Genomic DNA, 25,609 nt, shown 5'->3' with positions numbered 1-25,609 from the left:
ATCGCCGCCGATGCGCCTTTTCCACTCTTAATTCTTATCGATAGCAGTTTGGCGATATATTATGCTGATATTTGTTTTATGGCTCAGTGGCGAGCCGCGCCCGCCCAGACCACCATCACTTTGTCATCACCCTGTTCACGCACAAAACCGTAGCCCTGTGGCAGCGTAAGCGTGGTCTGTTTGCCCATGCCCAGCGCCGGGTGGCGCGCGCGGAACTGGCCCAATGTTTGCCAGTGCCGCAGGCCGGCGGCACTTTTGCCGTCGAGATCCTGCCAGTTCATATCCGATCGCGTACCTTGTAGCGGATCGGATCCTGTCGGGCCAAACGGCCGCGCGCTTTCATCACCGTAAAAGATCTGCACCGCGCCGGGGGCGAGCAGCAAAAGCTCTGCGGCTTGCTGACCGCCCTCACGGAACAAGCGGGTATCGTGCGAGGAGAGATAGCTCAGCACATTAAAGCTTTGCAGTTTGTCGGCCATCTGTTGCCAGACAGTATCCATATTCGCCAGACACGATACCGCGTCGGCGGCCTGTTGCTGATAGTCAAAATTGATCATCGCATCAAAGCCATGGCGGTAGTAATCACTCTGCATCACACCATGGCCCCAGGATTCGCCGGTCATCCAGAAAGGGGCGTCATCGATTTTTTTCTGCGGATTGGCCTTTTTCCATTCGGCGAGCGCCGCCGTGGCCTGCGTTTTTAATTGTTGCCAGGCTGCCAGCTCGACATGTTTAGCCGTATCAATGCGAAAACCGTCAATGCCGTACTCGCGCACCCACTCGCTGAGCCAATGGGTAAGGTAATCGCGCGGTGTAAACCCTGCGATTTCGCGTGCGCGCGTATCCGGTTTGTGGCGATAAAACACCGGCAGCCCGGAAGGAGTGGTGGATTCGGTTTTCAAATCCGGCAAAAACGCCAGCGACATGGTGAGGTCGTCAAAACCGGGGTTGTCATAATCGCCGATATCAGTGCGGATCCAGTTTTTGCCCCACCAGTTCTGCCAGGCGGTTTTATCGCTAAAGTTGATGTAATCATTGAAGCTGTGCCAGCTTTGCCCGGCGGTGGGACGCCAGTCTGTCCAGTGCTCGCCGAGGATTTTCTTGCGCTCCTCGTCTTTCAGATACAGCGCGCCGAACTGGAAGGTTTGCATATCGGCCAGCGTCGCATAGCCGGTGTGATTCATCACCACGTCAAACAGCACGCGAATGCCGCGCTGGTGCGCTTCATCAACTAATTTACGCAGATCGTCTTCGCTGCCCATGTTGGCGTCGAGGCGCGTCCAGTCCTGCGTGTAATAACCGTGGTAGGCATAGTGGGGGAAATCCCCTTTTGTACCACCGCCAACCCAGCCGTGGATCTGCTCCAGCGGCGAACTTATCCATAACGCGTTGACCCCCAGTTGCTGCAAGTAATCCAGTTTGCTGGTTAGCCCTTGCAGGTCGCCGCCGTGAAAGGTGCCAATCTCCTGCATACCATCTTTATGCCGCCCGTAGCTGTTGTCATTGGCGGGATTACCATTCACAAAGCGATCGGTAAGCACGAAATAGACCGTGGCGTTATGCCACTCGAACGGAGCTGCACCCTGCGTTTGCGCTTTTTCCAGCAACAGAAGACCGTCACTTTCCGCTGCGGGTTGCAGGGTAATTTTCCCGTCGCGTACCGTGGCGGTTTGCTGGCTGTAGAAATCGCGTACCAGGCTGCCTTCCGGGAAGGTGTTGCCAACAGGCACGGTCAGCGGCTTATCGTCACGCACCGGACACTGGCGCGCTGGTTTGGCAGGCGTATCGCTGGCCTCGCTTTTGACACTGAGCAGCAACGTTGGTGTGCCGGAGCGGGTATCGAGTTGTATCTGGTAATCGCCATCACGGAATATCCGCCACTGTGGCGCACTGCCGCTGCAAGGCTTCATCGAAAGCATTTGGTTCAGCTTGATGTCGCTGGCGGGCTGCCAGCACTGCTGACCCTGCTGTAACGCGATTGGATGCTCGCCTTTTTTCAGCGCGGCCTGGCTGCGCCAGAGACCGGTGCCGTCGTCAGTTAAAGGGGGAAAACCAGCGGCGGACCAGTCGGCGAGAGCGATGCCGGGAAGCAACAGCAGTAAAAACGCGGAGTGTTTCATTGGATGTCCCAGTGATGGCGATTTTCCCCAGTTTGCCACTCCGTTTAGCGGGGAAACTCCTCCCTGGTCGCAATCGCCAGGGAGGAGGGCGCAGGGTGAGCGATCGCGCATAGATTGTCGGTTTAGATTTGCGATAACCGCCACATTTATAAGAGATTGTCCGTTTTGTGTGCAGTTTCCTGGTGACATGATTTCAGAATTGGATTATTTCTGTACGTGCTCTTGCAGGCTATTTTTGGTATGATTTGAGATTCAGCTCTCAAAATCATGCAAAAAAGAAGGTGTTGGAATGTTCATATCCGACCAGGAGACCTAATGATATCGATACCCATGCGACGACTTGGGGCCACGATACTCATGTTTTCCACCTTGATATTTTCAGGTGGGGTGCTGGCGAAGACGCACACAGAAACAGCGAGTCACAAAGCCCACGTCACTAAGGCAAGCGTAAAAAAACAGGCAAGCAGTAAACAAGAGTATTCTCGCAATAGTGTAAAAAGTAGTTCACTTCCTGATTTGCGAAAATACCCTTCCGGAACACCAAGGAAAAAAGCGTTTCTCCGGACGGTAATGCCTTATATCACCAGTAAAAACTCTGCGATTACCGCCGAGCGTAACTGGTTGTTGTCAAAACAGTACAATAGCCAATGGTCGCCTGCCGAGCGCGCGCGTCTGAAGGATATTACGCAACGCTACAAAATCAGCTGGAACGGGAATACGCGCCGTATTCCATGGAACGCCCTGCTGGAGCGTGTAGACATTATCCCGGACAGCATGGTTGCGACTATGGCGGCAGCGGAAAGTGGTTGGGGTACGTCAAAACTGGCGCGTACCAACAACAATCTGTTTGGCATGAAATGTGCGAAAGGTGCCTGTAAAAACGGGGCTGGCAAAGTGAAAGGTTACTCTCACTTTAACTCCCTGCAGGAATCGGTGGATGCTTACGTCACCAACCTGAATACGCACACGGCCTATGCGTCATTCCGTAAATCCCGTGCGCAGCTGCGCAAAGCGGATCAGGAAGTGACGGCGACCAACATGATTCACAAGCTGAAGGGTTACTCAACCCGTGGCGAGAGTTACAACAACTACCTGTTTGCCATGTATCAGGACAATCAGCAGTTAATCGCCGCCCATATGTAATATCAGCTCTGTAAACGCCTTCCAGCCGGAAGGCGTTTTTCTTTGTGCTAAATAAGGATTTCGCTATAGCGGTCGCGATAGTCTTTTGGTGTGCTGTCGTACTCTTTACGAAACACCGAATAGAAATATTGCAGCGACGGGTAGCCGCACATCTGTGAGATTTCATTGATAGAGAGCGATGTCGATATCAACAGGCTACGCGCTTTTTCCAGTTTCTCCGCATGAATTACCGCGTGAATCGTCTCACCGACCTCTTCTTTAAAGCGCTTTTCCAGGTTTGAACGCGAGATGCCGACAGCATCCAGTACCTGATCCACTTTGATGCCTTTACAGGCGTGATTGCGAATGTAATGCATCGCCTGAATCACCGCCGGGTCGTTCAGCGAGCGGTAATCCGTCGAGCGCCGCGCCACCACACGTACCGGTGACACCAGCAACCGTTGTAACGGCATGGTTTCGTTATCCAGCAGACGATGCAGTAGCTTCGCCGCCTGGTAGCCCATTTGCCGGGTTCCCTGTGCCACGGAAGAGAGCGCAACGCGCGAGAGATAGCGGGTGAGTTCTTCGTTATCGATGCCAATCACGCACAGTTTTTCCGGCACCGGAATATGTAAATGGTCACACACTTGCAGAACATGACGTGCGCGGGCGTCGGTCACGGCGATAATGCCGGTCTGCGGCGGCAGCGTTTGCAGCCAGTCCGCCAGCCGGTTTTGCGCATGTTGCCAGTTCTCAGGCGCTGTGGTCAGCCCTTGGTAAACCACGCCGCGGTACTTCTCTTGCGCCACTAACTGGCAGAAGGCGTGCTCACGTTCTGCCGCCCAACGTTTGCCGCTGGAGGACGGCAGGCCGTAGAACGCAAAACGGTGCACGCCTTTCTCTTTCAGATGCAAAAACGCGCTCTCCACCAGCGCGTAGTTGTCGGTCGCGATGTAATGCACCGGCGGGTAGTGCTCCGGGGTGTGATAAGAGCCGCCCACGCCGACAATTGGCACGTCGACATCCGCCAGCAGACGCTCAATGTCCCGATCGTCATAATCGGCGATCACGCCATCGCCCAGCCACTCTTTGATATTTTCAATGCGGGCGCGAAAATCCTCTTCAATGAAAATATCCCACTCGGATTGCGAGGCTTGCAAATACTCGCCGACCCCTTCGACAACCTGGCGGTCGTAGGCTTTATTGGCATTAAATAACAATGTGATGCGATGGCGCTTCTCAAACATGTTGGTTTGCTTCCTGACTTTCCATCCGATCTCATTATCATATTCATCAAACTGATGAATAAAAAAGATCCGGCCGTGTGATCGCGCCTTAATTCACAGTTTTCAGGCCCGCCGTTTGGTGGCGGAATCCATCCACACAGCCAGCAGCAAAATGGCCCCTTTGACGATGTATTGCCAGAACGTCGGCACATCCATCATGCTCATGCCGTTATCCAGCGACGCCATAATAAACGCGCCCATTACCGCACCCGCGACGCTACCAATACCGCCTGCAAGGCTGGTGCCGCCAATCACACAAGCGGCAATGGCGTCCAGTTCGGCGATGTTTCCGGCGGAAGGTGAGCCTGCCCCGAGGCGCGAACTGAGGATCAAACCGGCAATCGCCACCATCAATCCGTTAATGGCAAATACCGCAAGTTTGGTGCGCTCGACGTTAATGCCGGAAAGCCGTGCCGCTTCCAGGTTGCCGCCAATAGCGTAAATACGGCGGCCAAACGCGGTGCGCGTCGCCATAAACATGCCCGCCAGCAGTAAAAACGCCAGCAGCAGTACCGGAGTGGGGACACCCCGGTAATCATTCAGCAGCCAAATGGCTCCCAGCACGATCACTGCGATAATTGCCTGACGTCCAACCGCTGTTGATGAGGGTGACGTTGCCAGCCCCAGCGTCTGCCGACGCATACGCCCGCGCCACTGCCAGAGTACAAAAGCCACCAGGCCCAGCAGGCCTACGCCGAAACCTACGCCGTCTGGTAGATAGCTTTGGCCAATCTGCGACATTGCCGCGCTGGTGGGGGAAACCGTGGTGCCGTTAGTAATGCCGATCAGCACGCCGCGAAAAGCCAGCATCCCGGCCAGCGTGACGATAAATGAAGGGACTTTGCGATACGCCACCCACCAGCCGTTCCAGGCGCCAAGCAGCAGGCCGAGCACCAGTGTTACCGCCACGGTTAGCGGCAGCGGCCAGCCCAGCCAGACATCGAAAATCGCCGCCGCACCGCCGAGCAACCCCATCATGGAGCCAACGGAGAGGTCAATTTCGGCGGAGATAATGACAAACACCATTCCCACCGCCAGGATGCCGGTGATCGCGGTTTGGCGCAGCAGGTTAGAGATATTACGCGCGCTCAGGTAGGCACCATCGGTCATGCCGGTGAAAAACAGCATGATCACCACAATGGCGGCAATCATCACAAATACTTGTAAGTTAAGGGACTTTAGCCCGGAAAAAGCCCCTGGTGAGGCGGTAGTTAATTTAATTTCAGACGGGTTGCTTTTCGACATGATGTTCGCTCCTCAGCGCCGCTTCCATGACCTGCTCCTGGGTCAGATTACGATTGATGAGATCGGCTTTTAGCTTGCCTTCATGCATCACCAGCACCCGATCGCTTAATCCCAGCACTTCGGGAAGCTCGGATGAGATAACGATGACGGCGATCCCCTGCTGCACTAATTGGTTAATCAGTTTGTAGATTTCGTATTTCGCGCCGATATCGATACCGCGCGTGGGTTCATCGAGGATCAGGATGCTCGGGTTGAGTAACAGGCAGCGGGCGAGAATCGCCTTTTGCTGGTTGCCCCCGCTCAGGCGGCCGATTGCCAGCTCCGGGGAAGACGTTTTCACTTTTAGCCGCTGGAGCGACTGTAAAATGCACGCCTGTTCGGCGGCGTCGTCCAGGCTGCTTAACGCGCCGGTAAACTGGTTAAGCGCCGCCAGCGTGATGTTCTTACCCACCGCCATCACCGGCACGATGCCGTCTTTTTTGCGGTCTTCCGGCACCATGGCAATGCCAAAGTCGATAGCCTGCTGGCAGTTGTGAATCTGTACCGCCTTGCCATCAAGGAAAATTTGCCCTTCCCAGCGCCCCGGCCAGACGCCAAACAGGCACTGCACCGCTTCGGTCCGCCCTGCGCCGACCAGCCCGGCGATGCCAAGGATCTCGCCGCGCTTCAGGCTGAATGAAATATCGTTCACCCGTTTGATATGGCGGTTTACCGGATGCCAGGCGGTAAGATGTTCAACGCGCAGGATCTCCTCGCCTGTCGCATGCGGTTCATTGGGGTAGAGCGCGGTCAGTTCGCGACCTACCATCATCGTGATGATGTCGTCTTCGCTCATGCCAGCGGCATCACGCGTACCGATATGCTTGCCATCACGGATAACGCAGATGGTGTCCGATATCGCTTTGACTTCATTCAGCTTGTGGGAAATGTAAACGCAGGCGATATCGTGGTTGCGCAGGTCGCGGATGATATCCAGCAACACGGCGGTTTCCTGCTCGGTCAGCGAAGCGGTGGGTTCATCGAGGATAAGCAGCCGTACCTGTTTGTTCAGCGCTTTGGCGATTTCGACCAGTTGCTGTTGCCCGAGCCCTAAATCGCCCACCCGGGTATCCGGTGAAATCGACAGGCTCACCTGTTTGAGCAATTTTTCGCAGCGCAGTGTCATTTGGTCGTAATCCATCACGCCGTGACGGGTGATTTCCGTACCGAGGAAAATGTTTTCCAGCACGGTTAAATGTTTCACCAGCGCCAGCTCCTGGTGAATGATGGCGATACCTTTCCGCTCGGTGTCGCGGATATGGCTGGCTTGCAGGGTTTCGCCCGCAAAAATAATTTCTCCCTCGTAACTGCCAGCCGGGTAAATCCCACACAGCACTTTCATCAGCGTGGATTTACCCGAACCGTTCTCACCGCACAGCGAGAGCACCTCACCCGCGTTAAGGTGCAGGCTGACGTTATCTATCGCCTTTACGACACCAAAAGTTTTGGTGATATTTTTCATTTCAAGTAAATAAGGCATGGCTGCTCCACGTCATTCGCTGATATACAGCGCCTGAAAGAGATGGCAGCCGACGCGCCCGCAGGCGCGCCGACGGTTTTAGAGCTGATTTTTCTGATGGAAGCCGTCTTTGATGACAGTAGCGTCGATGTTGTCTTTGGTGACTTCAATTGGCGTCAACAGGCGGGCAGGGACATCTTTCAGGCCGTTATTCAGTGAAGCGTCCGCTTTTGGCGTTTTGCCGTTACCCAGTTCGACAGCGATTTCCGCCGCCGTATTCGCCAGTTGGGTGATTGGCTTATAGACCGTCATAGTCTGGCTGCCGTTAATCAACCGTTTCACCCCTGCGAGGTCGGCATCCTGGCCCGAAATCGCCACTTTTCCGGCCAGACCCTGGGCGCTCAGCGCCTGAATCGCGCCGCCAGCGGTGGCATCGTTGGAAGCAACCACCGCATCAATTTTGTTATTGTTGGCGGTGAGGGCGTTTTCCATAATCTTCAGCGCGTTTTCCGGTAACCAGCCATCGACCCATTGATCGCCGACAATTTTAATTTTCCCGCTATCAATATAGGGTTTTAATACCTTCATTTGCCCGGCGCGGAATAACTTGGCGTTATTATCTACCGGCGATCCGCCCATTAAAAAGTAATTTCCCTGCGGGACTTTGCTTACCAGGCTTTGCGCCTGTAATTCCCCGACTTTTTCATTATCGAAAGAGATATAGAAATCGATATCGGCATTATTAATCATGCGATCGTAAGCCAGGACTTTAATTCCTTCCTGTTTGGCTTCTTTTATTACGTTACTTAATACCTGGCCGTTGTAGGGAATAATAACCAGTACGTCGACGCCACGGTTGATCATATTTTCAATTTGCGACATCTGCGTTTCTTCATTTCCGTTTGCGGATTGAACAAACACGTTAGCACCGAGCGACTCGGCTTTTTTCACAAAGATATCGCGGTCTTTTTGCCAGCGTTCAAGGCGCAAATCGTCAATCGCCATGCCGATTTTCACCTCTTTGGCATGGCCGAAAGCGCTTGCCAGCAGCAGGGAGGCGCAGAGTGTAAGGCAAAGGTTCTTTATCTTCATAATAGTAATACCTTTTGTAGGGTGAAGGGCGAGATAAAAGAAACATGCACTGCTATAGACGAGCAAATTCTTAACGCAGAATTCTTCTCTGGCAATTACAGATTTTTATCCGGGCATTACGTTTTTTGGTTTATTTGCTGATTTATGACCGCGATCTTATTTTAAAAAAAGCAAAACCGATTTTGCATAAAAAACAGGAAGGCGCCTCGCAGCCGCAGATATCATTATTTTGCGAGCCAGCGCACGTTTGTGCATTCTCTTAATAGCAGTGTGAAATAACGTAATTGAGCGAGTCAGAGAGAGAATCCAGTATTAACGTCAGATTTGTACACTCGCCAATGGAGCTCATTATGCAAGCTTATTTCGACCAGCTGGATCGGGTTCGTTTTGAAGGTCCAAAAACCACGAATCCTTTAGCGTTTCGTCATTACAATCCGGATGAGCTAGTGCTCGGTAAGCGCATGGAAGATCACCTGCGTTTTGCTGCCTGCTACTGGCACACCTTCTGCTGGAACGGCGCAGATATGTTTGGTGTGGGCTCCTTCGATCGCCCATGGCAACAGCCTGGCGAAGCCATTGCGATGGCGAAGCGTAAAGCCGATGTCGCGTTTGAGTTTTTTCATAAACTCAATGTGCCCTATTACTGCTTCCACGATGTGGACGTTTCGCCGGAAGGCGCGTCGCTGAAAGAGTATCTGAACAATTTTGCGCAGATGGTGGACGTGCTGGCGGAAAAACAGCAGCAGAGCGGCGTGAAGCTGTTATGGGGCACGGCGAACTGCTTTACCAACCCGCGCTATGGTGCGGGCGCGGCGACCAACCCGGACCCGGAAGTATTCAGCTGGGCGGCGACGCAGGTGGTGACCGCCATGAACGCCACTCACAAACTTGGTGGCGAAAACTACGTGCTGTGGGGCGGTCGCGAGGGTTATGAAACCTTGTTGAATACCGATCTGCGCCAGGAGCGCGAACAGATTGGCCGCTTCATGCATATGGTGGTGGAACACAAACACAAAATCGGTTTTCGCGGCACGTTGCTTATCGAACCAAAACCGCAGGAACCGACCAAGCACCAGTACGATTATGACGCCGCTACCGTTTATGGGTTCCTGAAACAGTTTGGTCTGGAGAAAGAGATTAAACTGAATATCGAAGCCAACCACGCCACACTTGCCGGTCACTCCTTCCATCATGAAATCGCCACGGCCATCGCGCTGGGGCTGTTTGGTTCAGTGGATGCAAACCGCGGCGACCCGCAGCTCGGCTGGGATACCGACCAGTTCCCGAACAGCGTCGAAGAGAACGCGCTGGTGATGTATGAAATCCTCAAAGCGGGTGGTTTCACTACCGGCGGCCTGAATTTTGACGCCAAAGTACGCCGTCAGAGCACCGATAAATACGACCTTTTCTATGGTCATATTGGCGCGATGGACACCATGGCGCTGGCGCTGAAAGTGGCGGCTCGCATGGTGGAAGAGGGCGAGCTGGATAAACGCGTAGCGAAACGCTATGCGGGCTGGAATGGTGAGCTGGGCCAGCAAATTTTGCAGGGGCAGCTTAGCCTCGCGGAGCTGGCGAAGTACGCTGAACAGCAGAACCTGGCGCCGCGCCACCAGAGCGGTCATCAGGAGCAACTGGAAAACCTGGTTAACTACTACCTGTTTGATAAGTAAACCGTTCTGCGCCGCTGATAACGCGGCGCACTAAAAAGGAGTGGTCACTATGTATATCGGGATCGATCTCGGCACCTCTGGCGTGAAGGCGATTCTGCTCGGTGAGCAGGGCGAGGTGCTGGCCTCGCATACGGAAAAACTCAGCGTGTCGCGACCGCACCCGTTGTGGTCGGAGCAAGATCCCGAAGCGTGGTGGCAAGCGACGGACCGCGCCATTCTGGCATTGGGCGAGGTGCACTCGTTACAGCAGGTAAAAGCGATGGGCCTCGCCGGTCAGATGCACGGCGCGACGCTGCTTGATAAAGATAACCAGGTGTTACGTCCGGCCATTCTGTGGAATGACGGTCGCTGCGGCGAAGAGTGCGCGCTGTTGGAAGAAAAGGTTAAAAATTCCCGTGCGATTACCGGCAACCTGATGATGCCCGGTTTTACTGCGCCGAAACTTTTGTGGGTGCAGCGTCACGAGCCAGAAATATTTGCTCGTGTGGCGAAGGTCTTGCTGCCTAAAGATTTTCTGCGTTTGAAAATGTCTGGCGTATTCGCCAGCGACATGTCCGACGCGGCGGGAACCATGTGGCTGGATGTGGCGAAACGCGACTGGAGCGATGACATGCTGGCTGCCTGCTCGCTTTCACGTGCGCATATGCCTGCGCTGTTTGAAGGCAGCGAAATTACCGGCGAACTGTTACCCGAGATCGCCCGGCGCTGGGCGATGCCCGTCGTTCCGGTTGTCGCGGGCGGTGGAGATAACGCCGCTGGTGCCGTTGGCGTCGGTATGGCAGACGCAGGCCAGGCGATGTTGTCGCTGGGCACATCCGGGGTCTATTTTGCCGTCAGTGAAGGGTTCCTCAGTAAACCCGAAAGCGCGGTCCACAGTTTTTGTCACGCGCTGCCTGGCCGCTGGCATTTGATGTCGGTAATGCTTAGCGCGGCGTCGTGCCTGGACTGGGCGGCGAAGCTAACGGGGCTGGAGTCAGTTCCGGCATTGATTAACGCCGCGCAACAGGCGGACGATAACGCCGGGGATCTGTGGTTTTTACCCTACCTTTCCGGCGAGCGTACGCCGCATAACAACCCACAGGCGAAAGGCGTGTTCTTTGGTCTGACGCATCAGCATGGCCGCGAAGAACTTGCCCGCGCCGTGCTGGAAGGTGTCGGTTTCGCGCTGGCGGATGGTATGGATATCGTCCACGCCTGTGGCGTCACGCCGCAGAGCATTACGCTTATCGGAGGTGGTGCGCGCAGCGCATGGTGGCGGCAAATGCTGGCGGATATCAGCGGATTGCAGCTCGATTACCGCACCGGCGGCGATGTTGGGCCAGCGCTTGGCGCGGCGCGGCTGGCACAAATTGCCGTCAATCCGCAAACGCCTCTGGCGACGCTACTGCCGCAACTGCCGGTTGAGCAACAGCACGCACCGGATGCCACCCGACATGCTCATTACGCGCCACGCCGCGAAACGTTCCGCCGTATCTATCAGCAGCTACTGCCGCTGATGTCCTGATTTTTCCTGCTTATCCGGCCCGCTGTTCAGGTGGGCTGGAATCACCATGATGTTGTCCTTTTTTGGTCTTAGCAGGCGCAAAACTCCTTGCCACAATAGCGTTAACCCTACTGAGCAAGGAGTCCTGAAATGTCCCGCACCGCGCTGATTAACATCGACACACAGCAATCTTTTTTCCATCGTGACTACTGGCAAGATACGGATTTCGCCGCGTTTCAGCAGGCCATCTCCACGCTTATCGCTGGCTGTGAAGCACGTGGCGTACCGGTAGTCGATATCTTTCATGTCGCTGACAGCGGGCCGTTTTCGCTGGAGAGCGGTTTTGTCACGCCGATGCCCTTCCTGCAACACCGCGCCGCCGTAACGTTTTATAAGCATGTGCACAATGCGTTTACCGATACCGGGCTCGATCACTGGCTGCGCAGCCGCGACATCAACCACCTGATTATTTGCGGTATTCGCACCGAGCAGTGCTGTGAAACCACCGCGCGCGTCGCATCGGATCTGGGGTATCGCGTGACCTTTGTCAGCGAAGCGACACTGACCTTCCCGATGACACATAAAGGGGTTACGCTGGATTGCAACGCGCTGCGCCACCGCACTGAAACCGTGCTGGAAGGCCGCTTCGCTGCCATTAAAACCGTCCACGAAATTCTGGAACTGTAATGACCACAGATGTCTGGTTTGTGATGTTGCCCGGCGTTCTGGCGCTGGATATGACCGGCCCGGCGGAAACCTTCGCGCTGGCAGGTAACGCTTTTCGCCTGCACTACGTTGGGCCGGAAGCGAGTGTGTCGACCTCGATTGGCCTGACGATGGGAAATATTGCACCGCTACCGGATACCTTGCCGGAAGGCAGCCTGCTGGTGCTGCCAGGTGTGTCAGATTCCTCACGGTTATTTGATACGCCGCAGGCGAACGCGGTGCGGCACTGGCTGATGCGCCTGCAACCGCTGATCCACAGCCAGAGCATTACGTTGATGTGCGTCTGTTCCGGCGCGGTGCTGGCGGCGAAGGCCGGTCTGATGAACGGCATTCAGTGCACCACTCACCATGATGTCATTGCCCGTTTACGCGCGGTGGCGCCTGCGGCGCTGGTCAAAGAGAACCGTATTTTCATTGAGGATCGCAGCATCTGGACCAGTGCGGGCATCACCTCCGGTATTGATCTGGCGCTGCATCTGATTAACCGGTTTTGCGGTCCGGAGACGGCGCTGGCGGTAGCGCGGGAAATGGTGGTCTGGTTCCGTCGTTCCGGGGAAGATCCGCAAATTTCACCGTGGCTGCGCTACCGTAACCACCTGCATCCGGCGGTGCATCGCGCACAAGATGCGTTGACGGCGGAGCCGCAAAAAGCCTGGCAACTGAGCGACATTGCCGAGCGGGCGCACGTCAGCCCCCGACATTTAACGCGCCTGTTCCAGCAACATCTCGGGATCAGCGTGCGTGATTATCTGGAGCAGCTGCGGCTGGTGATTGCCGAACAGTATCTGTTGCAAGGGCGCGGCACCGAGCAGGCCGCACTTGCCGCCGGTTTCTCCTCGCCGCGCCAGCTACAGCGTGCGCGCCAGCGTGCCATTAACTGACGAAACGGCGTTTGTCGAGGCGTTGCACCAGCATCGACAGCGCCAGGCTCGCCAGCAGCGTGGCAGTGAAAATCCATACTATATCGAGCAGCGGTGAAGCGTGGATTTCAACGCCGCGCGTGCGCAGGGCGTGAATAATCAGCGCGTGAAAACCGTAAATACCCAGCGAATGGTGAGAAATGAGCGTCAACCCCGGCAGCGTGCGGCTATTCAGCGTGTTTTTGATGAGCGTAAACAGCGCGATGGCGCAAAGAAAGACCATCGGCCCGCAGTAGAGATACCAGGTATCGGCGAAATTACCGCGCCATTTCAGCTCATTGAGCGTACCACGTGAAATCACAAACACCGCGGCTAAAAACAGGGCGGCGCAGACCCAGCTTAATGCCCGTTTTTGCGTCTCCATCATGCCGATAGCGCGCCCCAGCATGCCGTACAGAATGTAGTAAAACGTATCCCCGCCAATATAAAGATTGACCGGCAGCCACTCAAAACCGCCGATTTTCTGCGGCACCGTATTCGGGTTGGCCACAATGCCAATCACCACCACTAATGCCAGCAACATTTTGCCGCTGAGCGCTTTCACCTGAATCAATGGCGACACCAGGTAAATGACGATAATGGCGAAGAAAAACCACAGGTGATAAAACACCGGTTTTTGCAGCAGGTTTTTCAACGACAGCTCGCTGTTAATCGAGGTGAACAGCACGATATAGAGCAGGGCGATAAGGCTGTAGAACACCAGACAAAGCGCGATGCGCAAGAAGTGGCGCGGCTGTGCGCTGCGTTCGCCAAAAAAGAGGTAGCCGGAAATCATAAAAAACAGCGGCACGCTGACGCGTGAAGCGGAGTTGAGGATATTGGCGATATTCCAGTCGAAAGTGGTGATGCTGGCGGGATTGGTGATGTACCAGGTAGTGGTATGGATCATCACTACCATTAAACAGGCTATCCCTCGCAGATTATCTATCCAGTAAATTTTCGACTGCATCAGTTCCTCTGTGTTCACGTTAAAGACAACTCCCTCAGACTGTAAGATTATCTGCCCATCTCATTAGATAATTCTGAGTTTTACCGCTCTTGCTTGTGCGTTTTGCACAGATTTGCAAAATTTGCATTCCCCGCCTTTAAAAATAACAGCCCGCGAGCAGGCAGTGATAAAAATGATGAAGTGTATTGTCCCCGCGCTGGTACTGCTATTAGCTGGCTGCAGCGCCTCTGCAGATATTCCCGCGCAGCAAGCGCAAAAAGCCAGACCCGGCCCCGAACATTCGCTGGATATGGAAAATTTGTGCAGACAAAACGCCGCTCGCCGTTACAACACTGGCGTACAGCAAATTGATGTCACTGGCTTTGAACAATTTCAGGGCAGCTATGAAATGCGGGGCATGACGCCGCGCCGGGAAGCCTTTGTCTGCACTTTTGACGCGGAAGGCCAATTTTTACACCTTTCGATGCGCTAAACCGCCAGATTCACGCCCGACGGCGCGTGCTTTCCCCAATTTTCCTTAAACAAACCCGTTTCGTACTGTATATCTTGCAGCCAGCGGGTATACTGGGCGCTTCCTTTAAATCCACACGTATCCAGCACGAAAGAATATGCAAAAGTTTGATACCAGGACCTTTCAGGGTCTGATCCTGACCTTACAGGATTATTGGGCTCGTCAGGGCTGTACCATTGTTCAACCTCTGGACATGGAAGTGGGCGCCGGTACATCGCACCCAATGACCAGCCTGCGCGCGCTGGGGCCAGAACCGATGGCAACCGCGTATGTGCAACCTTCCCGCCGTCCGACCGATGGACGCTATGGCGAAAACCCGAACCGTTTACAGCACTATTACCAGTTCCAGGTGGTGATTAAACCGTCTCCGGATAACATTCAGGAGCTGTACCTCGGGTCACTGAAAGAGCTGGGTATGGATCCGACCATTCACGATATTCGTTTCGTGGAAGACAACTGGGAAAACCCGACGCTGGGTGCCTGGGGTCTGGGCTGGGAAGTGTGGCTGAACGGCATGGAAGTGACGCAGTTTACCTACTTCCAGCAAGTTGGCGGTCTGGAGTGTAAACCGGTTACCGGTGAAATCACCTACGGTCTGGAACGTCTGGCGATGTACATTCAGGGCGTGGACAGCGTTTACGACCTGGTCTGGAGCGACGGCCCGCTGGGTAAAACCACTTACGGCGACGTGTTCCATCAAAATGAAGTGGAGCAATCCACTTACAACTTCGAATACGCGGATGTTGACTTCCTGTTCACCTGCTTCGAGCAGTATGAAAAAGAAGCGCAGCAGCTGCTGGCGCTTGAAAACCCGCTGCCGCTGCCTGCCTACGAGCGCATTCTGAAGGCCGCCCATAGCTTCAACCTGCTGGATGCGCGTAAAGCCATCTCCGTGACGGAACGTCAGCGCTATATTCTGCGCATCCGCACGCTGACCAAAGCAGTGGCTGAAGCGTATTACGCTTCCCGTGAAGCCCTTGGCTTCCCGATGTGTAACAGAAATAAATAAGAGGCGGCCATGTCTGAGAAAACTTTCCTGGTGGAAATCGGCACCGAAGAGCTGCCACCAAAAGCCCTGCGCAGCCTGGCCGAGTCCTTCGCTGCCAACGTTACCGCTGAGCTGGATGCGGCGGGTGTCACCCACGGCGACGTGCAGTGGTTCGCCGCGCCGCGCCGTCTGGCGGTAAAAGTCGCGAAACTGGCGGCTTCCCAGCCGGATCGCGAAGTTGAAAAACGCGGCCCGGCAATTGCCCAGGCGTTTGACGCGGAAGGTAAGCCGAGCAAAGCGGCTGAAGGCTGGGCGCGTGGTTGCGGTATCACTGTCGATCAGGCCGAGCGTCTGACCACCGACAAAGGTGAATGGCTGCTCTATCGTGCGCATGTCAAAGGCGAAAGCGTGGAAACGCTGCTGCCGAACATGATTGCTAACTCGCTTGGCAAGCTGCCGATCCCGAAACTGATGCGCTGGGGCGCGTCGGATGTGACGTTTGTTCGTCCGGTTCACACCGTTACGCTGCTGCTGGGCGACACCGTTATTCCGGCAACCATTCTGGGTATTCAGTCCGATCGCGTGATTCGCGGCCACCGCTTTATGGGCGAGCCGGAGTTCACCATCGATAACGCCGATCAGTACCCGCAAATCCTGCTGGAGCGCGGCAAAGTGATTGCCGATTACGACGCGCGTAAAGCGAAAATCAAAGCGGATGCTGAAGAAGCGGCGCGTAAGATTGGCGGTAATGCCGATCTGAGCGACAGCCTGCTGGAAGAAGTGACCTCGCTGGTGGAATGGCCGGTGGTGCTGACCGCGAAGTTCGAAGAGAAATTCCTCGCCGTTCCGGCGGAAGCGCTGGTTTACACCATGAAAGGTGACCAGAAGTACTTCCCGGTGTATGGCAATGACGGCAAACTGCTGCCGAACTTTATCTTCGTCGCTAACATCGAATCGAAAGATCCGCAGCAGATTATCTCCGGTAACGAAAAAGTGGTGCGCCCGCGTCTGGCGGATGCCGAGTTCTTCTTCAATACCGACCGTAAAAAACGCCTCGAAGATCATCTGCCGCGTCTGCAAACTGTGCTGTTCCAGCAACAACTGGGTACGCTGCGCGACAAGACCGATCGTATTCAGGCGCTGGCGGGCTGGATTGCCGGGCAGATTGGCGCGGATGTGAATCACGCCACGCGCGCGGGCCTACTTTCCAAATGCGATCTGATGACCAACATGGTGTTCGAATTCACCGACACCCAGGGCGTGATGGGCATGCACTATGCGCGTCACGACGGCGAAGCAGAAGATGTTGCTGTGGCGCTGAACGAGCAGTATCAGCCGCGTTTTGCCGGTGATGAACTGCCGTCAAACCCGATCGCCTGCGCGCTGGCGATTGCCGATAAGATGGACACCCTCGCGGGGATCTTCGGTATCGGCCAGCATCCGAAAGGCGATAAAGACCCGTTCGCACTGCGCCGCGCGGCGCTGGGCGTGCTGCGTATTATCGTTGAGAAGAACCTGGCGCTGGATCTGCAAACCCTGACCGAAGAAGCGGTGCGTCTGTACGGCGACAAGCTGACCAACGCGAAAGTGGTCGATGATGTGATCGACTTTATGCTGGGCCGTTTCCGTGCCTGGTATCAGGACGAAGGCTACAGCGTGGATACCATTCAGGCGGTGCTGGCGCGTCGTCCGACCAAACCGGCAGATTTCGATGCGCGTATGAAGGCGGTTTCGCACTTCCGTACGCTCGACGAAGCGGCGGCGCTGGCGGCAGCGAACAAGCGCGTTTCCAATATCCTGGCGAAATCCGATGAGACGCTGAACGATATCGTTCACGCCTCGGTGCTGAAAGAAGCGGCGGAAATTAAGCTGGCGGGTAACCTGGTGGTGCTGCGCGATAAGCTGCAGCCGTACTTTGCCGAAGGCCGTTATCAGGACGCATTAATCGAACTGGCGCAGCTGCGCGAGCCGGTGGATGAGTTCTTTGAGAACGTGATGGTGAATGCCGACGACAAAGACGTGCGTATCAACCGTCTGACATTGCTGTCTAAACTGCGTGAACTGTTCCTGCAGGTGGCGGATATCTCTCTGCTGCAGTAATCGTCATGGCAATAAAAAACCCGCTGCGGCGGGTTTTTTTATGTCTGGCGTCAGGGCTACGGCGTGTTTTGTTCGCCGGGGTAAGGGTCAAACGTCGAATTGACGCGAACGTTGTTACGGCCTGCTCGCTTGGCTTCATACAGCGCATTGTCGGCGCTCTGGATAAGCTGCCCGTACTCGGTGTGGCTTTTCTGGCAAAGACTGGCGACGCCAATACTGACGCTGATGATACCGCCAGGGGAACTGGCGTGGGGCAAATCCAGCAACTGGACGCTGGTGCGGAGTGTCTCGGCGAGCTCAACGGCATCAGCACAGCGGGTTTCAGGCAACAGGGCGCAGAACTCCTCGCCGCCGTAACGGAACAGGACATCGGCAGGGTTTTTCAGCGCGCCGCGCATCGCGGTGGCGATTTGCTGTAAGCACTCGTCACCGCGCTGGTGACCATTGCAGTCGTTATAAAGTTTGAAATAATCCACATCAATCAGCAGCAGCGACAGCGGCTTGTTATTGCGCTTGCTGGCGCGCCATTCACGCTCAATGCACAGATCGAAATAACGGCGGTTACCCACGCCGGTAAGCCCATCGGACAGCGATTGCGATAAAAGCTCATGCGCCTGTTCACGCAGTAAGGATTCGCGGCGCACGGCGGCGGTAACATCGACTATCTGAATCAGGCAATAACGTTCCGTCTCGCCTAACGGCACAATGGTGACCGCCTGGCTCAGGCGCGCGCCGGGGCGTGACGGTTCGGCGTAGAGCGGGAAGGGTGAACGGTGCAAAGATTGCGAAAGCAGGGCAGATAAATTGTGGCCAATAGCCTGACGAATCGCATCGCCGACACGGTGATACACCAGGTCGGGAAATACGCTAAAAAAATCCTCACCAACCGTGTCGCAGGCCGCACGCCCGGTGTGCGTTTCTAACCACGCGTTCCACAGGGCGATACGGTAGTGTGCATCAACAATGATCACACCGAGGCTTAAAGATGAAAAGGCATCAAACAGCAACGTATCTTTCATTTCCAATGCATTCCGTCTGGAACACTGCCGGTTTCTACGCGGCTGATATAAAGCCGGATCTGTTCACGTAAGTCACGCAGCGCGGACATATCAAGGATAAAGGCGAGATATCCCTGAATCTGCTGGCGCTCAAGCGCAAAATCGATGCGCAGCATCATCACCAGCGGGTCGTTGTCATCTTTATTCGGATTGAGGATCTGCTTGCTACTGCCCACACGAACGACGGGCAGCGAACCTTGCAGCTCTTTCTGGAACATATTGGCCAGCGTCCCGACACAGGCGTTGAGCACAATATTACCGATTTCGCTTATCGCTTCGCGTTCCATCTCGCCCAACTCATGGGCGGGGATCAGGTCGCCGACCATCATGCGCACAATTTCAAAACTGGCGGCTTCAGGAAACATCAAAATCGCTTCGGTGGCATACGCGCCCTGATAGTGCTGGCTAATACCGAATAACGAGATGCCCGCGCCTAACTCTTCAGCGGCTTCAGAGCGCGGCGTAAAGCGGATCGTCGGCACCGACATACGCACTTCTTCATTGACGATATTGCTCATCGCGGCGGCGGCCTGACCGACACCGATGTTAAAAATCTCCATCAGGCTGTCGGTTTCAATTTCGCTGATATCCGGCAATTCGCTCATGGATGTGCCTCCAGATCGTTCAACAACGCGTGGAGTTGCGGCTCTTTCAGCGGTTTTGGCAGGAAGCCAAGACCGAGCGTTTGCGCAGCGGTTTGTATGGAGTGCTGAACGTTGGCGGTGAGCAGAATGATATGCGTGCCTGGGTGCGTCTGGCGGATGCGCGAAGCGGTTTCCATGCCGCCAATACCCGGCATGTTTACATCCAGCAGGATCGCAAAAGGTGTGTGCGCCGATGCCAGTTCGATCGCCTCTTCGCCCGTTCCGGCTTCGTCGATTTTCCAGTCCTTGTGCAGGCTGAGCACATACTGGCGTGAAATCATGCGTGACAGGCGGCTGTCATCGACAATCAGGATATATTTCGACATCATTCATTCTCGTCTGGTGATTCATTGCCTGAAAAGGACAATGCACAGCGCCCGGGGTGGCTCTCTTCCCTGATGAATGCGGCTTAACGTCTCAACATCGTTATGTTTCACATAACGCGCTGTTTCGTATTTTCCTTTGTTAAATTCTCTTCCCGGTTTACACGCACGGCCTGCTGCTTTTGGTTAAGTCACCATATTCATCGGCAATAACATGCAAATGATTAGCCTCTTTATGACGAGATGGTGAAAATTTAGCCTTGAAGAGGGCAGATGATGCGGCTATTCTTTGCCGCGACGAACTTCTCGTCTCACCGGAGCGCTTTCTGAAAATGAACAAACACGACTGATGAACTCGGATCCTTGCTAAACGCGCAGGCGTCGGCAGGGGATGTATTGATTTCATTCAGGAGTGCTTATGGCTCATTGCGCCCAGATCCCCGCTTTTATTTTGCATCAGCTCACCTGTCAGTTTGCGACGGGCGAGACGCTTTTTGGCCCGCTTACCCTCTCCCTTGAACCGTCACTGTGCGGCCTGGTGGGGCGCAATGGCGTGGGCAAAACACAATTACTCCGTCTGCTTGCCGGGCTAGCCATACCTGCCAGCGGGCATATCGAACGCTTCGGCACACATACGTATGTTGCACAGCAGCACGCGGTTTCCGCGCATACCACGCTTGCGGAACTGCTTGGTTACACAGACGTTTTCGCGGCCCGCGAGCGCGTCGAACAGGGCGCTTACCAGCCCGACGATCTCGACAAACTTGAAGGCTACTGGGATCTGCCGGAACGCCTGGCAGCGGCTTTTTCTGACGCCAGACTTCCCGCTTTTGACCCGAATAGACCTGCCATTACGCTGAGCGGTGGCGAGCGCGTGCGGGCACTGTTATGCAGTGCGTTTATCGCCAGGACAGATTATCTGCTGCTGGATGAACCGACCAACCACCTCGACAGGCAGGGGCGTGAGTGGTTTTACGCACAGCTGGCGCAGCGAAACGGTGGGGCGCTGGTGGCGACTCACGATCGCGAATTGCTGGCGCTGATGCCGCGCATTCTTGAGCTCACGTCCGCCGGGTTGCGCAGTTATGGCGGTAATTATGACGACTATCAGCGCCAGCGCGATGCGGAACAGCAAGCCGCGCGGGCAATGCTTGAACACGCCGTCAACGAGCGTCGCCGTACCCGCAGCAGGATGCAAAAAGAGCATGATGCCAGCCAGCGGCGCTCGGCGCAGACGCTGCGAACGGTGGATTCGTTAAATATCGCCTCGTTTGAACGCGTAAAATACAAGAACGCGGCGAAAGAGCGCCCCGATAGCTGGCGCAAGCAGCACCGCGATCAGAATGACACGCTTAACACCGCCGTTAACCAGGCGCGCGAACGGGTGGAAGAGGAGATGCCGGTACTGTTTACGCTGCCTGGCAGCCATCTTCCTGAAGGTAAGCAGGTGCTGGTGATGGAGGATGTGCTGCTGCCGCACGTAGCGCTTCCTCCGCTTAACTGGCGAATGGACGGCCCAATGCGCGTAGCGGTGCGCGGGCCGAATGGTTGCGGTAAATCGACGCTGCTGAAAGTGATCCTCGGTGAGCTGGCTCCCCGCGCCGGACTGTGCCAGCGCGCGGTTACCTGCGCGTACCTCGATCAGCACTTATCGCAGCTCGATCTCTCGTTATCGGTGCTGGCACATCTCAATGCTGGCGATACGCCGATGGAGGAGGGCCTGCTGCGCACCCGTCTGGCGCAACTGCAACTGGGGGCAGATAAAGTGGTGTTACCGATGGCGGCGCTGAGCGGCGGGGAGCGTTTAAAAGCGGCGCTGGCGTGCGTACTGTGGCGGCGTGATGCCACGCAGTTGCTGCTGCTGGATGAGCCGACGAACCACCTCGATCTGGCGTCAACGCAGGCGATTGAAGCGGCACTGGCGACATTTCCTGGCGCGATGCTGGTGGTGTCTCATGATGCGTCATTTCTTCAGGGATTAAAGCTTACGCACAGTCTGGTATGGCGGGAAGAGGGCTGGTACTGCGAAGCGGAGTAAGGTGGACATTAACCCCCGGATTATCGGGGGTTCTACCATCACTATTTATTCAATTAACTGCTTACTGAGCGTTGGGTTCGCATGAATCAGACGCATCAGTTTCATCTCGGTGGCAGTGGGTTTTATACGTTGTGATTCCCATTCATGCACCATCGATACTGAGACTCCCATGGCACGAGCGAAGTCATCAATTTTAAGCCCGGTTCCACGTCGCAATTGTTCAAAGTCACTAAAGTAATTCTGCTTCTTGCTCAGGGTTACCGGCTGCGTTACGTCATTTTTAAAAACAATTTGTTCCAGGCTGCTCAACAGCTCAAATTCTGGATCTTTATATTCCATCGAGAACTCCTCGTAAAATCACACAGCGGGATCGTGATACAGCTCATTAAGAATAGTCGTGAAAATTCCTGGTGTGGTGGTTGCGCCAGTGATTATTTATGCGTCGAAACGTTTTGATGCTGTTGAAATGCACGTTTTGACTTTCCGTTACCGCTTAATTGCTTGATTACGCTCAGGCTGCTTTTATTCAGTATATTTTTGTAAACCTTCAGCAGAATTTTCGATTAAGAATAATCTGTACCAATTCGCGGAAAATTTCATGCCAGGTCGGTTTCGCGCGTTTAAGAATGCATTGAAGGGGTATCTTGCGAAGCAGACCTGGACTATTCTTGTAAGCCTTCAGGCACGCGTGTGCCGGTATGCGCTTTTATGGGTGAAAGGAGTAACAAAATGGCGACAGGAAAGTCCTGCTCTCGCTGGTTCGCGCCTCTTGCGGCGTTATTAATGGTAGTAAGCCTGAGTGGGTGTTTCGACAAAGAAGGCGATCAGCGCAAGGCGTTTATCGATTTCCTGCAAAATACGGCCATGCGCAGCAGCGAACGACTGCCCGCGCTGACGGCGGATCAGAAGAAACAGTTTGGCCCGTTTGTCTCTGATTATGCTGTGATTTATGGCTATTCCCAGCAGGTTAACCAGGCGATGGACTCCGGTCTGCGTCCGGTGGTGGACAGCGTTAATGCTATCCGTGTGCCGCAGGATTATATGACGCAGCGTGAACCGCTTCGCCAGGCCAACGGTTCGCTGGGGGTGCTGAGCCAGCAACTGCAAAACGCAAAAATGCAGGCCGATGCGTCGCATGCCGCGTTAAAGCAGGCTGACGATCTAAAACCGGTTTACGATCAGGTGTTTACCAAAGTGGTCACTAATCCGGCAAATGCTCTGCAACCGCTGATCCCGGCGGCGCAGGTATTTACCCAGCAACTGGTTCAGGTGGGTGATTTTATTGCTCAACAGGACACACAGGTGAGCTTTGTTGCCAACGGCATTCAGTTCCCGACGTCGCAGCAGGCCAGCCAGTATAACGCGCTGATTGCGCCGCTGGCCGCGCAGCATCAGGCGTTCAACCAGGCCTGGACAGCAGCCGTTACCGCCACGCAGCAGTAATCCGGCGCAGGCAAAAAAAAGAGGCGACAGGTTCGCCTCTTTTTTATTGCGCTTTGCGTTAGCGCGCCACTTGCGGGTTAACGCAGTTTTTCTCAACCTTGCCGTTCAGCGCGTCGATCAGGTTATCTACCGCGCACTCCGCCATGTTGTAGCGCGTTTCATGAGTCGCAGAACCGATGTGCGGCAGCGCCACGACATTGGGCAGCGACAGCAATGGCGAATCAACCGGCAGTGGCTCTTGCTCAAAGACATCCAGCCCGGCGGCGTGGATCTCGCCGTTTTTCAGCGCGTCGATCAGCGCCGCTTCATCAACTACCGGGCCGCGCCCGGCATTAATAAAGATGGCCGATTTTTTCATCATCTCGAACTGCTTCTTGCCAATCAGATGATGCGTCTCGTCCGTCAGCGGCAGCACCAGGCAGACGAAATCGGACTCTTTCAGCAGCGTGTCTAAATCGCAATAGCGGGCCTGGAAGCGCTCTTCCGCCTCGGTGTGGTGGCGACGCGCGTTGTAGAGGATCGGCATGCCGAAACCGAAGTGCGCGCGCTGTGCCAGCGCAAGCCCGATGCGCCCCATGCCAATAATACCCAGCGTTTTATGGTGCACATCAACACCAAACCAGTCTGGGCCAATGCCGGATGTCCATTCGCCCACTTTCACCCGCTCAGCCACTTCCACCACGCGGCGCGCGCTGCTCAGCACCAGCGCCATGATGGTATCGGCGACCGTTTCCGTCAGCACGGTCGGGGTGTGCATCAGCAGAATTTTGCGTGCGTTTAGCGCATCCACATCAAAGTTGTCATAGCCTACCGAGACAGTCGACGTGGCGCGTAGCTGCGGCATTTTCTCCAGCAGTTCGCTGTCCACTTTTTCGCTGGAACCCAGCAACCCTTGCGCGCTGGCGAAGGCTTCAGCGTGTTGCGCCACCGTTTCCGGTTTCAGGTTCGCCACGCGGGTCACGGTGAAATGCGTTTCCAGACGTTGCAGCAAATCATCGGGCAAGGCTTTGTACAGGATGATGGATGGCTTCATGCGGTTCTCCCTTGTGATGGTGCGCCTGCCGGAATCTGCTTATTGTTAGCAGGCTTAACAATTAAAGTAAGCCATACGGAGGCGAAAAGCGCCACCCCCATAAAAATGTACGATGCGGACGGGCTGCCGGTGGCGCCGTTGAGATAACCCACCACCCAGGAGCCGCAGAAGGAGCCCAGCGCGCCCATACTGTTGATGAGCGCCATCGCCCCACCGGCGACATTGCGCGGCAGCATTTCAGGAATAATGGCGAAGAAAGGCCCATAAGGGGCGTACATCGCCGCGCCAGCAACCACCAGCAGTGAATAAGAGACCCAGAAGTGGTTCGCGCCAACCGCCCACGAGCCGATAAAGGCAAACGCGCCAATCAGCAGCAGCGGCCAGACGAACAGTTTGCGGTTTTGCAGCTTGTCGGATGCCCACGAGGCGAGGATCATCGCCAGCGTCGCCGCCAGGTAAGGCACGGCGGAGAGCCAGCCGACTTCCACCATGCCCAGGTTTTCACCACCGCTGCGAATAATCGATGGCAGCCACAGGACAAAACCATAAACGCCAATACTCCAGGCGAAATATTGCAGGCACAGCAGTACCACATTGCGTGAGCGGAAGGCTTCGCTGTAGTTGCGTACCGCTTTAATGCCCTGTTGTTCTTTATCAAGCTGGGTTTGCAGCGCGGTTTTCTCACTGTTCGACAGCCAGTTCACCTGCGCGGGTTTATCTTTTACCAGTACCCACCAGCAGAACGCCCAAATCACCGCCGGAATACCTTCGATAATGAACATTTCTCGCCAGCCGAAGGACTGGATCAAATAACCGGACACCACCGACATCCACAGCACGGTCACCGGATTACCGAGGATCAGGAACGTGTTCGCGCGTGAACGTTCGGACTTGGTGAACCAGTTGCTGATATAGATAAGCATCGCGGGCATCACGGCGGCTTCCACCACGCCGAGGATAAAGCGGATGGCGGCCAGCATCGGGATATTACTCACCATGCCGGTTAACGATGCACACCCGCCCCACAGGATCAGGCAGATAAAGATCAGCTTGCGCACGCTGCGGCGTTCGGCGTACACCGCACCCGGGATCTGGAAAAAGAAGTAGCCAAGAAAGAACAGCGCGCCTAACAGCGAGGAGACGCCTTTGGTGATGCCTAAATCGTCGTTAATCCCGGCAGCGGAAGCAAAGCTAAAGTTGGCGCGATCGAGATAGGCCAGGCTGTAGGTAATGAACACGATCGGCATGATATACAGCCAGCGTTTTGTTGAATTTGTAGCGTTCATAAGGTTGCCTCTGTGGTTGAGGTGGTAACCGCCTGTTTGTAGGGTACAGAGCGGTGAATCATGTTTTGGCG

General features: G+C 55.2%; 22 protein-coding genes. 10 read left to right on the top strand and 12 right to left on the bottom strand.

Translation table 11 applies throughout. From position 1 onward, the window contains the following. Nucleotides 1-83 precede the first annotated feature (83 nt). Nucleotides 84-2,120: an alpha-amylase gene (locus H650_RS13330; RefSeq protein ID WP_020455718.1), complete on the bottom strand. Its 2,037-nt coding sequence runs from the start codon at nucleotides 2,118-2,120 to the stop codon at nucleotides 84-86. Nucleotides 2,121-2,435: 315 nt separating this feature from the next. On the opposite strand from H650_RS13330, the gene H650_RS13325 reads away from it, so the two are divergent. Continuing rightward, entirely contained in the window at nucleotides 2,436-3,263 is an 828-nt protein-coding gene (locus tag H650_RS13325; protein ID WP_044489523.1) for a protein bax, read from the top strand. A 47-nt stretch (nucleotides 3,264-3,310) separates the two neighbouring features. Here H650_RS13325 and xylR read toward each other — a convergent pair whose 3' ends face one another. From xylR to xylF, 4 genes are all read right to left on the bottom strand, one after another. Then, the gene (xylR, locus tag H650_RS13320; RefSeq protein WP_020455716.1) at nucleotides 3,311-4,489 is read right to left on the bottom strand and encodes a D-xylose utilization transcriptional activator XylR; all 1,179 of its coding nucleotides are present in this window, start codon (nucleotides 4,487-4,489) and stop codon (nucleotides 3,311-3,313) included. Between the two features lie 102 nt (nucleotides 4,490-4,591). Next, complete coding sequence (gene xylH / locus H650_RS13315; protein ID WP_020455714.1) at nucleotides 4,592-5,773, bottom strand: xylose ABC transporter permease XylH; 1,182 nt, start codon at nucleotides 5,771-5,773, stop codon at nucleotides 4,592-4,594. Continuing rightward, the gene (locus H650_RS13310; protein WP_020455713.1) at nucleotides 5,751-7,292 is read right to left on the bottom strand and encodes a xylose ABC transporter ATP-binding protein; all 1,542 of its coding nucleotides are present in this window, start codon (nucleotides 7,290-7,292) and stop codon (nucleotides 5,751-5,753) included. The genes xylH and H650_RS13310 overlap by 23 nt, the downstream gene beginning before the upstream one ends. Before the next feature lie 78 nt (nucleotides 7,293-7,370). Further along, a complete protein-coding gene (gene xylF, locus H650_RS13305) occupies nucleotides 7,371-8,363 on the bottom strand; it encodes a D-xylose ABC transporter substrate-binding protein (protein ID WP_020455712.1) in 993 nt (330 codons plus the stop codon). A gap of 350 nt (nucleotides 8,364-8,713) precedes the next feature. Between xylF and xylA the strand changes: the two genes are divergently transcribed. From xylA to H650_RS13285, 4 genes are all read left to right on the top strand, one after another. Beyond that, entirely contained in the window at nucleotides 8,714-10,036 is a 1,323-nt protein-coding gene (gene xylA, locus H650_RS13300) for a xylose isomerase (RefSeq protein ID WP_020455710.1), read from the top strand. A 49-nt stretch (nucleotides 10,037-10,085) separates the two neighbouring features. Beyond that, the gene (gene xylB / locus H650_RS13295) at nucleotides 10,086-11,540 is read left to right on the top strand and encodes a xylulokinase (RefSeq protein WP_020455709.1); all 1,455 of its coding nucleotides are present in this window, start codon (nucleotides 10,086-10,088) and stop codon (nucleotides 11,538-11,540) included. 129 nt (nucleotides 11,541-11,669) lie between these two features. After that, nucleotides 11,670-12,206 carry an isochorismatase family protein gene (locus tag H650_RS13290; RefSeq protein ID WP_020455708.1) on the top strand — a complete coding sequence of 179 codons (537 nt, stop codon included), beginning with the start codon at nucleotides 11,670-11,672 and terminating at the stop codon, nucleotides 12,204-12,206. After that, a complete protein-coding gene (locus H650_RS13285) occupies nucleotides 12,206-13,126 on the top strand; it encodes a GlxA family transcriptional regulator (RefSeq protein WP_020455707.1) in 921 nt (306 codons plus the stop codon). Before H650_RS13290 ends, H650_RS13285 begins: the two co-directional genes overlap by 1 nt. On the opposite strand, the gene H650_RS13280 is transcribed toward H650_RS13285, so the two are convergent. After that, nucleotides 13,119-14,114: an acyltransferase gene (locus H650_RS13280; protein WP_044489522.1), complete on the bottom strand. Its 996-nt coding sequence runs from the start codon at nucleotides 14,112-14,114 to the stop codon at nucleotides 13,119-13,121. The two genes, H650_RS13285 and H650_RS13280, sit on opposite strands and share 8 nt — an antisense overlap. Before the next feature lie 172 nt (nucleotides 14,115-14,286). On the opposite strand from H650_RS13280, the gene H650_RS13275 reads away from it, so the two are divergent. The 3 genes from H650_RS13275 to glyS all read left to right on the top strand — a co-directional run bounded on the left by H650_RS13275 (nucleotide 14,287) and on the right by glyS (nucleotide 17,713). After that, entirely contained in the window at nucleotides 14,287-14,586 is a 300-nt protein-coding gene (locus H650_RS13275; protein WP_020455705.1) for a YsaB family lipoprotein, read from the top strand. A 136-nt stretch (nucleotides 14,587-14,722) separates the two neighbouring features. Beyond that, entirely contained in the window at nucleotides 14,723-15,634 is a 912-nt protein-coding gene (glyQ, locus tag H650_RS13270; protein WP_020455704.1) for a glycine--tRNA ligase subunit alpha, read from the top strand. A gap of 9 nt (nucleotides 15,635-15,643) precedes the next feature. Further along, the gene (gene glyS / locus H650_RS13265) at nucleotides 15,644-17,713 is read left to right on the top strand and encodes a glycine--tRNA ligase subunit beta (protein WP_020455703.1); all 2,070 of its coding nucleotides are present in this window, start codon (nucleotides 15,644-15,646) and stop codon (nucleotides 17,711-17,713) included. A gap of 56 nt (nucleotides 17,714-17,769) precedes the next feature. Here the strand turns inward: glyS and H650_RS13260 are convergent, their stop codons facing one another. From H650_RS13260 to H650_RS13250, 3 genes are read right to left on the bottom strand one after another with little or no spacing between them, the layout of a single operon-like run. Further along, nucleotides 17,770-18,732 carry a GGDEF domain-containing protein gene (locus H650_RS13260; RefSeq protein ID WP_020455702.1) on the bottom strand — a complete coding sequence of 321 codons (963 nt, stop codon included), beginning with the start codon at nucleotides 18,730-18,732 and terminating at the stop codon, nucleotides 17,770-17,772. After that, nucleotides 18,729-19,376 carry a chemotaxis protein CheC gene (locus tag H650_RS13255; RefSeq protein ID WP_020455701.1) on the bottom strand — a complete coding sequence of 216 codons (648 nt, stop codon included), beginning with the start codon at nucleotides 19,374-19,376 and terminating at the stop codon, nucleotides 18,729-18,731. The genes H650_RS13260 and H650_RS13255 overlap by 4 nt, the downstream gene beginning before the upstream one ends. Beyond that, nucleotides 19,373-19,744, bottom strand: coding sequence for a response regulator (locus H650_RS13250; RefSeq protein ID WP_020455700.1), 372 nt, complete (start codon nucleotides 19,742-19,744; stop codon nucleotides 19,373-19,375). Before H650_RS13250 ends, H650_RS13255 begins: the two co-directional genes overlap by 4 nt. A gap of 412 nt (nucleotides 19,745-20,156) precedes the next feature. On the opposite strand from H650_RS13250, the gene H650_RS13245 reads away from it, so the two are divergent. Next, nucleotides 20,157-21,776 carry an ABC-F family ATP-binding cassette domain-containing protein gene (locus H650_RS13245; RefSeq protein ID WP_020455699.1) on the top strand — a complete coding sequence of 540 codons (1,620 nt, stop codon included), beginning with the start codon at nucleotides 20,157-20,159 and terminating at the stop codon, nucleotides 21,774-21,776. A 45-nt stretch (nucleotides 21,777-21,821) separates the two neighbouring features. On the opposite strand, the gene H650_RS13240 is transcribed toward H650_RS13245, so the two are convergent. Next, nucleotides 21,822-22,115 carry an HTH-type transcriptional regulator gene (locus H650_RS13240; RefSeq protein WP_020455698.1) on the bottom strand — a complete coding sequence of 98 codons (294 nt, stop codon included), beginning with the start codon at nucleotides 22,113-22,115 and terminating at the stop codon, nucleotides 21,822-21,824. Nucleotides 22,116-22,505: 390 nt separating this feature from the next. Between H650_RS13240 and H650_RS13235 the strand changes: the two genes are divergently transcribed. Then, a complete protein-coding gene (locus H650_RS13235) occupies nucleotides 22,506-23,219 on the top strand; it encodes a DUF3053 domain-containing protein (protein ID WP_020455697.1) in 714 nt (237 codons plus the stop codon). A 58-nt stretch (nucleotides 23,220-23,277) separates the two neighbouring features. Here the strand turns inward: H650_RS13235 and ghrB are convergent, their stop codons facing one another. Beyond that, nucleotides 23,278-24,252 carry a glyoxylate/hydroxypyruvate reductase GhrB gene (gene ghrB / locus H650_RS13230; RefSeq protein WP_020455696.1) on the bottom strand — a complete coding sequence of 325 codons (975 nt, stop codon included), beginning with the start codon at nucleotides 24,250-24,252 and terminating at the stop codon, nucleotides 23,278-23,280. Then, nucleotides 24,249-25,538: an MFS transporter gene (locus tag H650_RS13225; RefSeq protein ID WP_020455695.1), complete on the bottom strand. Its 1,290-nt coding sequence runs from the start codon at nucleotides 25,536-25,538 to the stop codon at nucleotides 24,249-24,251. The genes ghrB and H650_RS13225 overlap by 4 nt, the downstream gene beginning before the upstream one ends. Nucleotides 25,539-25,609: the final 71 nt, after the last annotated feature.

Origin of the sequence: Enterobacter sp. R4-368, assembly GCF_000410515.1 — a bacterium.
GTDB lineage: Bacteria > Pseudomonadota > Gammaproteobacteria > Enterobacterales > Enterobacteriaceae > Kosakonia.
This window is presented reverse-complemented; position numbering and strand designations above follow the sequence as displayed.

What these genes read in the sequence shown, in the direction of transcription:
- H650_RS13330 (WP_020455718.1), bottom strand. Translation starts at nt 2,120, where the DNA reads ATGAAACACTCCGCGTTTTTACTGCTGTTGCTTCCCGGCATCGCTCTC.
- H650_RS13325 (WP_044489523.1), top strand. Translation starts at nt 2,436, where the DNA reads ATGATATCGATACCCATGCGACGACTTGGGGCCACGATACTCATGTTT.
- xylR (WP_020455716.1), bottom strand. Translation starts at nt 4,489, where the DNA reads ATGTTTGAGAAGCGCCATCGCATCACATTGTTATTTAATGCCAATAAA.
- xylH (WP_020455714.1), bottom strand. Translation starts at nt 5,773, where the DNA reads ATGTCGAAAAGCAACCCGTCTGAAATTAAATTAACTACCGCCTCACCA.
- H650_RS13310 (WP_020455713.1), bottom strand. Translation starts at nt 7,292, where the DNA reads ATGCCTTATTTACTTGAAATGAAAAATATCACCAAAACTTTTGGTGTC.
- xylF (WP_020455712.1), bottom strand. Translation starts at nt 8,363, where the DNA reads ATGAAGATAAAGAACCTTTGCCTTACACTCTGCGCCTCCCTGCTGCTG.
- xylA (WP_020455710.1), top strand. Translation starts at nt 8,714, where the DNA reads ATGCAAGCTTATTTCGACCAGCTGGATCGGGTTCGTTTTGAAGGTCCA.
- xylB (WP_020455709.1), top strand. Translation starts at nt 10,086, where the DNA reads ATGTATATCGGGATCGATCTCGGCACCTCTGGCGTGAAGGCGATTCTG.
- H650_RS13290 (WP_020455708.1), top strand. Translation starts at nt 11,670, where the DNA reads ATGTCCCGCACCGCGCTGATTAACATCGACACACAGCAATCTTTTTTC.
- H650_RS13285 (WP_020455707.1), top strand. Translation starts at nt 12,206, where the DNA reads ATGACCACAGATGTCTGGTTTGTGATGTTGCCCGGCGTTCTGGCGCTG.
- H650_RS13280 (WP_044489522.1), bottom strand. Translation starts at nt 14,114, where the DNA reads ATGCAGTCGAAAATTTACTGGATAGATAATCTGCGAGGGATAGCCTGT.
- H650_RS13275 (WP_020455705.1), top strand. Translation starts at nt 14,287, where the DNA reads ATGATGAAGTGTATTGTCCCCGCGCTGGTACTGCTATTAGCTGGCTGC.
- glyQ (WP_020455704.1), top strand. Translation starts at nt 14,723, where the DNA reads ATGCAAAAGTTTGATACCAGGACCTTTCAGGGTCTGATCCTGACCTTA.
- glyS (WP_020455703.1), top strand. Translation starts at nt 15,644, where the DNA reads ATGTCTGAGAAAACTTTCCTGGTGGAAATCGGCACCGAAGAGCTGCCA.
- H650_RS13260 (WP_020455702.1), bottom strand. Translation starts at nt 18,732, where the DNA reads ATGAAAGATACGTTGCTGTTTGATGCCTTTTCATCTTTAAGCCTCGGT.
- H650_RS13255 (WP_020455701.1), bottom strand. Translation starts at nt 19,376, where the DNA reads ATGAGCGAATTGCCGGATATCAGCGAAATTGAAACCGACAGCCTGATG.
- H650_RS13250 (WP_020455700.1), bottom strand. Translation starts at nt 19,744, where the DNA reads ATGATGTCGAAATATATCCTGATTGTCGATGACAGCCGCCTGTCACGC.
- H650_RS13245 (WP_020455699.1), top strand. Translation starts at nt 20,157, where the DNA reads ATGGCTCATTGCGCCCAGATCCCCGCTTTTATTTTGCATCAGCTCACC.
- H650_RS13240 (WP_020455698.1), bottom strand. Translation starts at nt 22,115, where the DNA reads ATGGAATATAAAGATCCAGAATTTGAGCTGTTGAGCAGCCTGGAACAA.
- H650_RS13235 (WP_020455697.1), top strand. Translation starts at nt 22,506, where the DNA reads ATGGCGACAGGAAAGTCCTGCTCTCGCTGGTTCGCGCCTCTTGCGGCG.
- ghrB (WP_020455696.1), bottom strand. Translation starts at nt 24,252, where the DNA reads ATGAAGCCATCCATCATCCTGTACAAAGCCTTGCCCGATGATTTGCTG.
- H650_RS13225 (WP_020455695.1), bottom strand. Translation starts at nt 25,538, where the DNA reads ATGAACGCTACAAATTCAACAAAACGCTGGCTGTATATCATGCCGATC.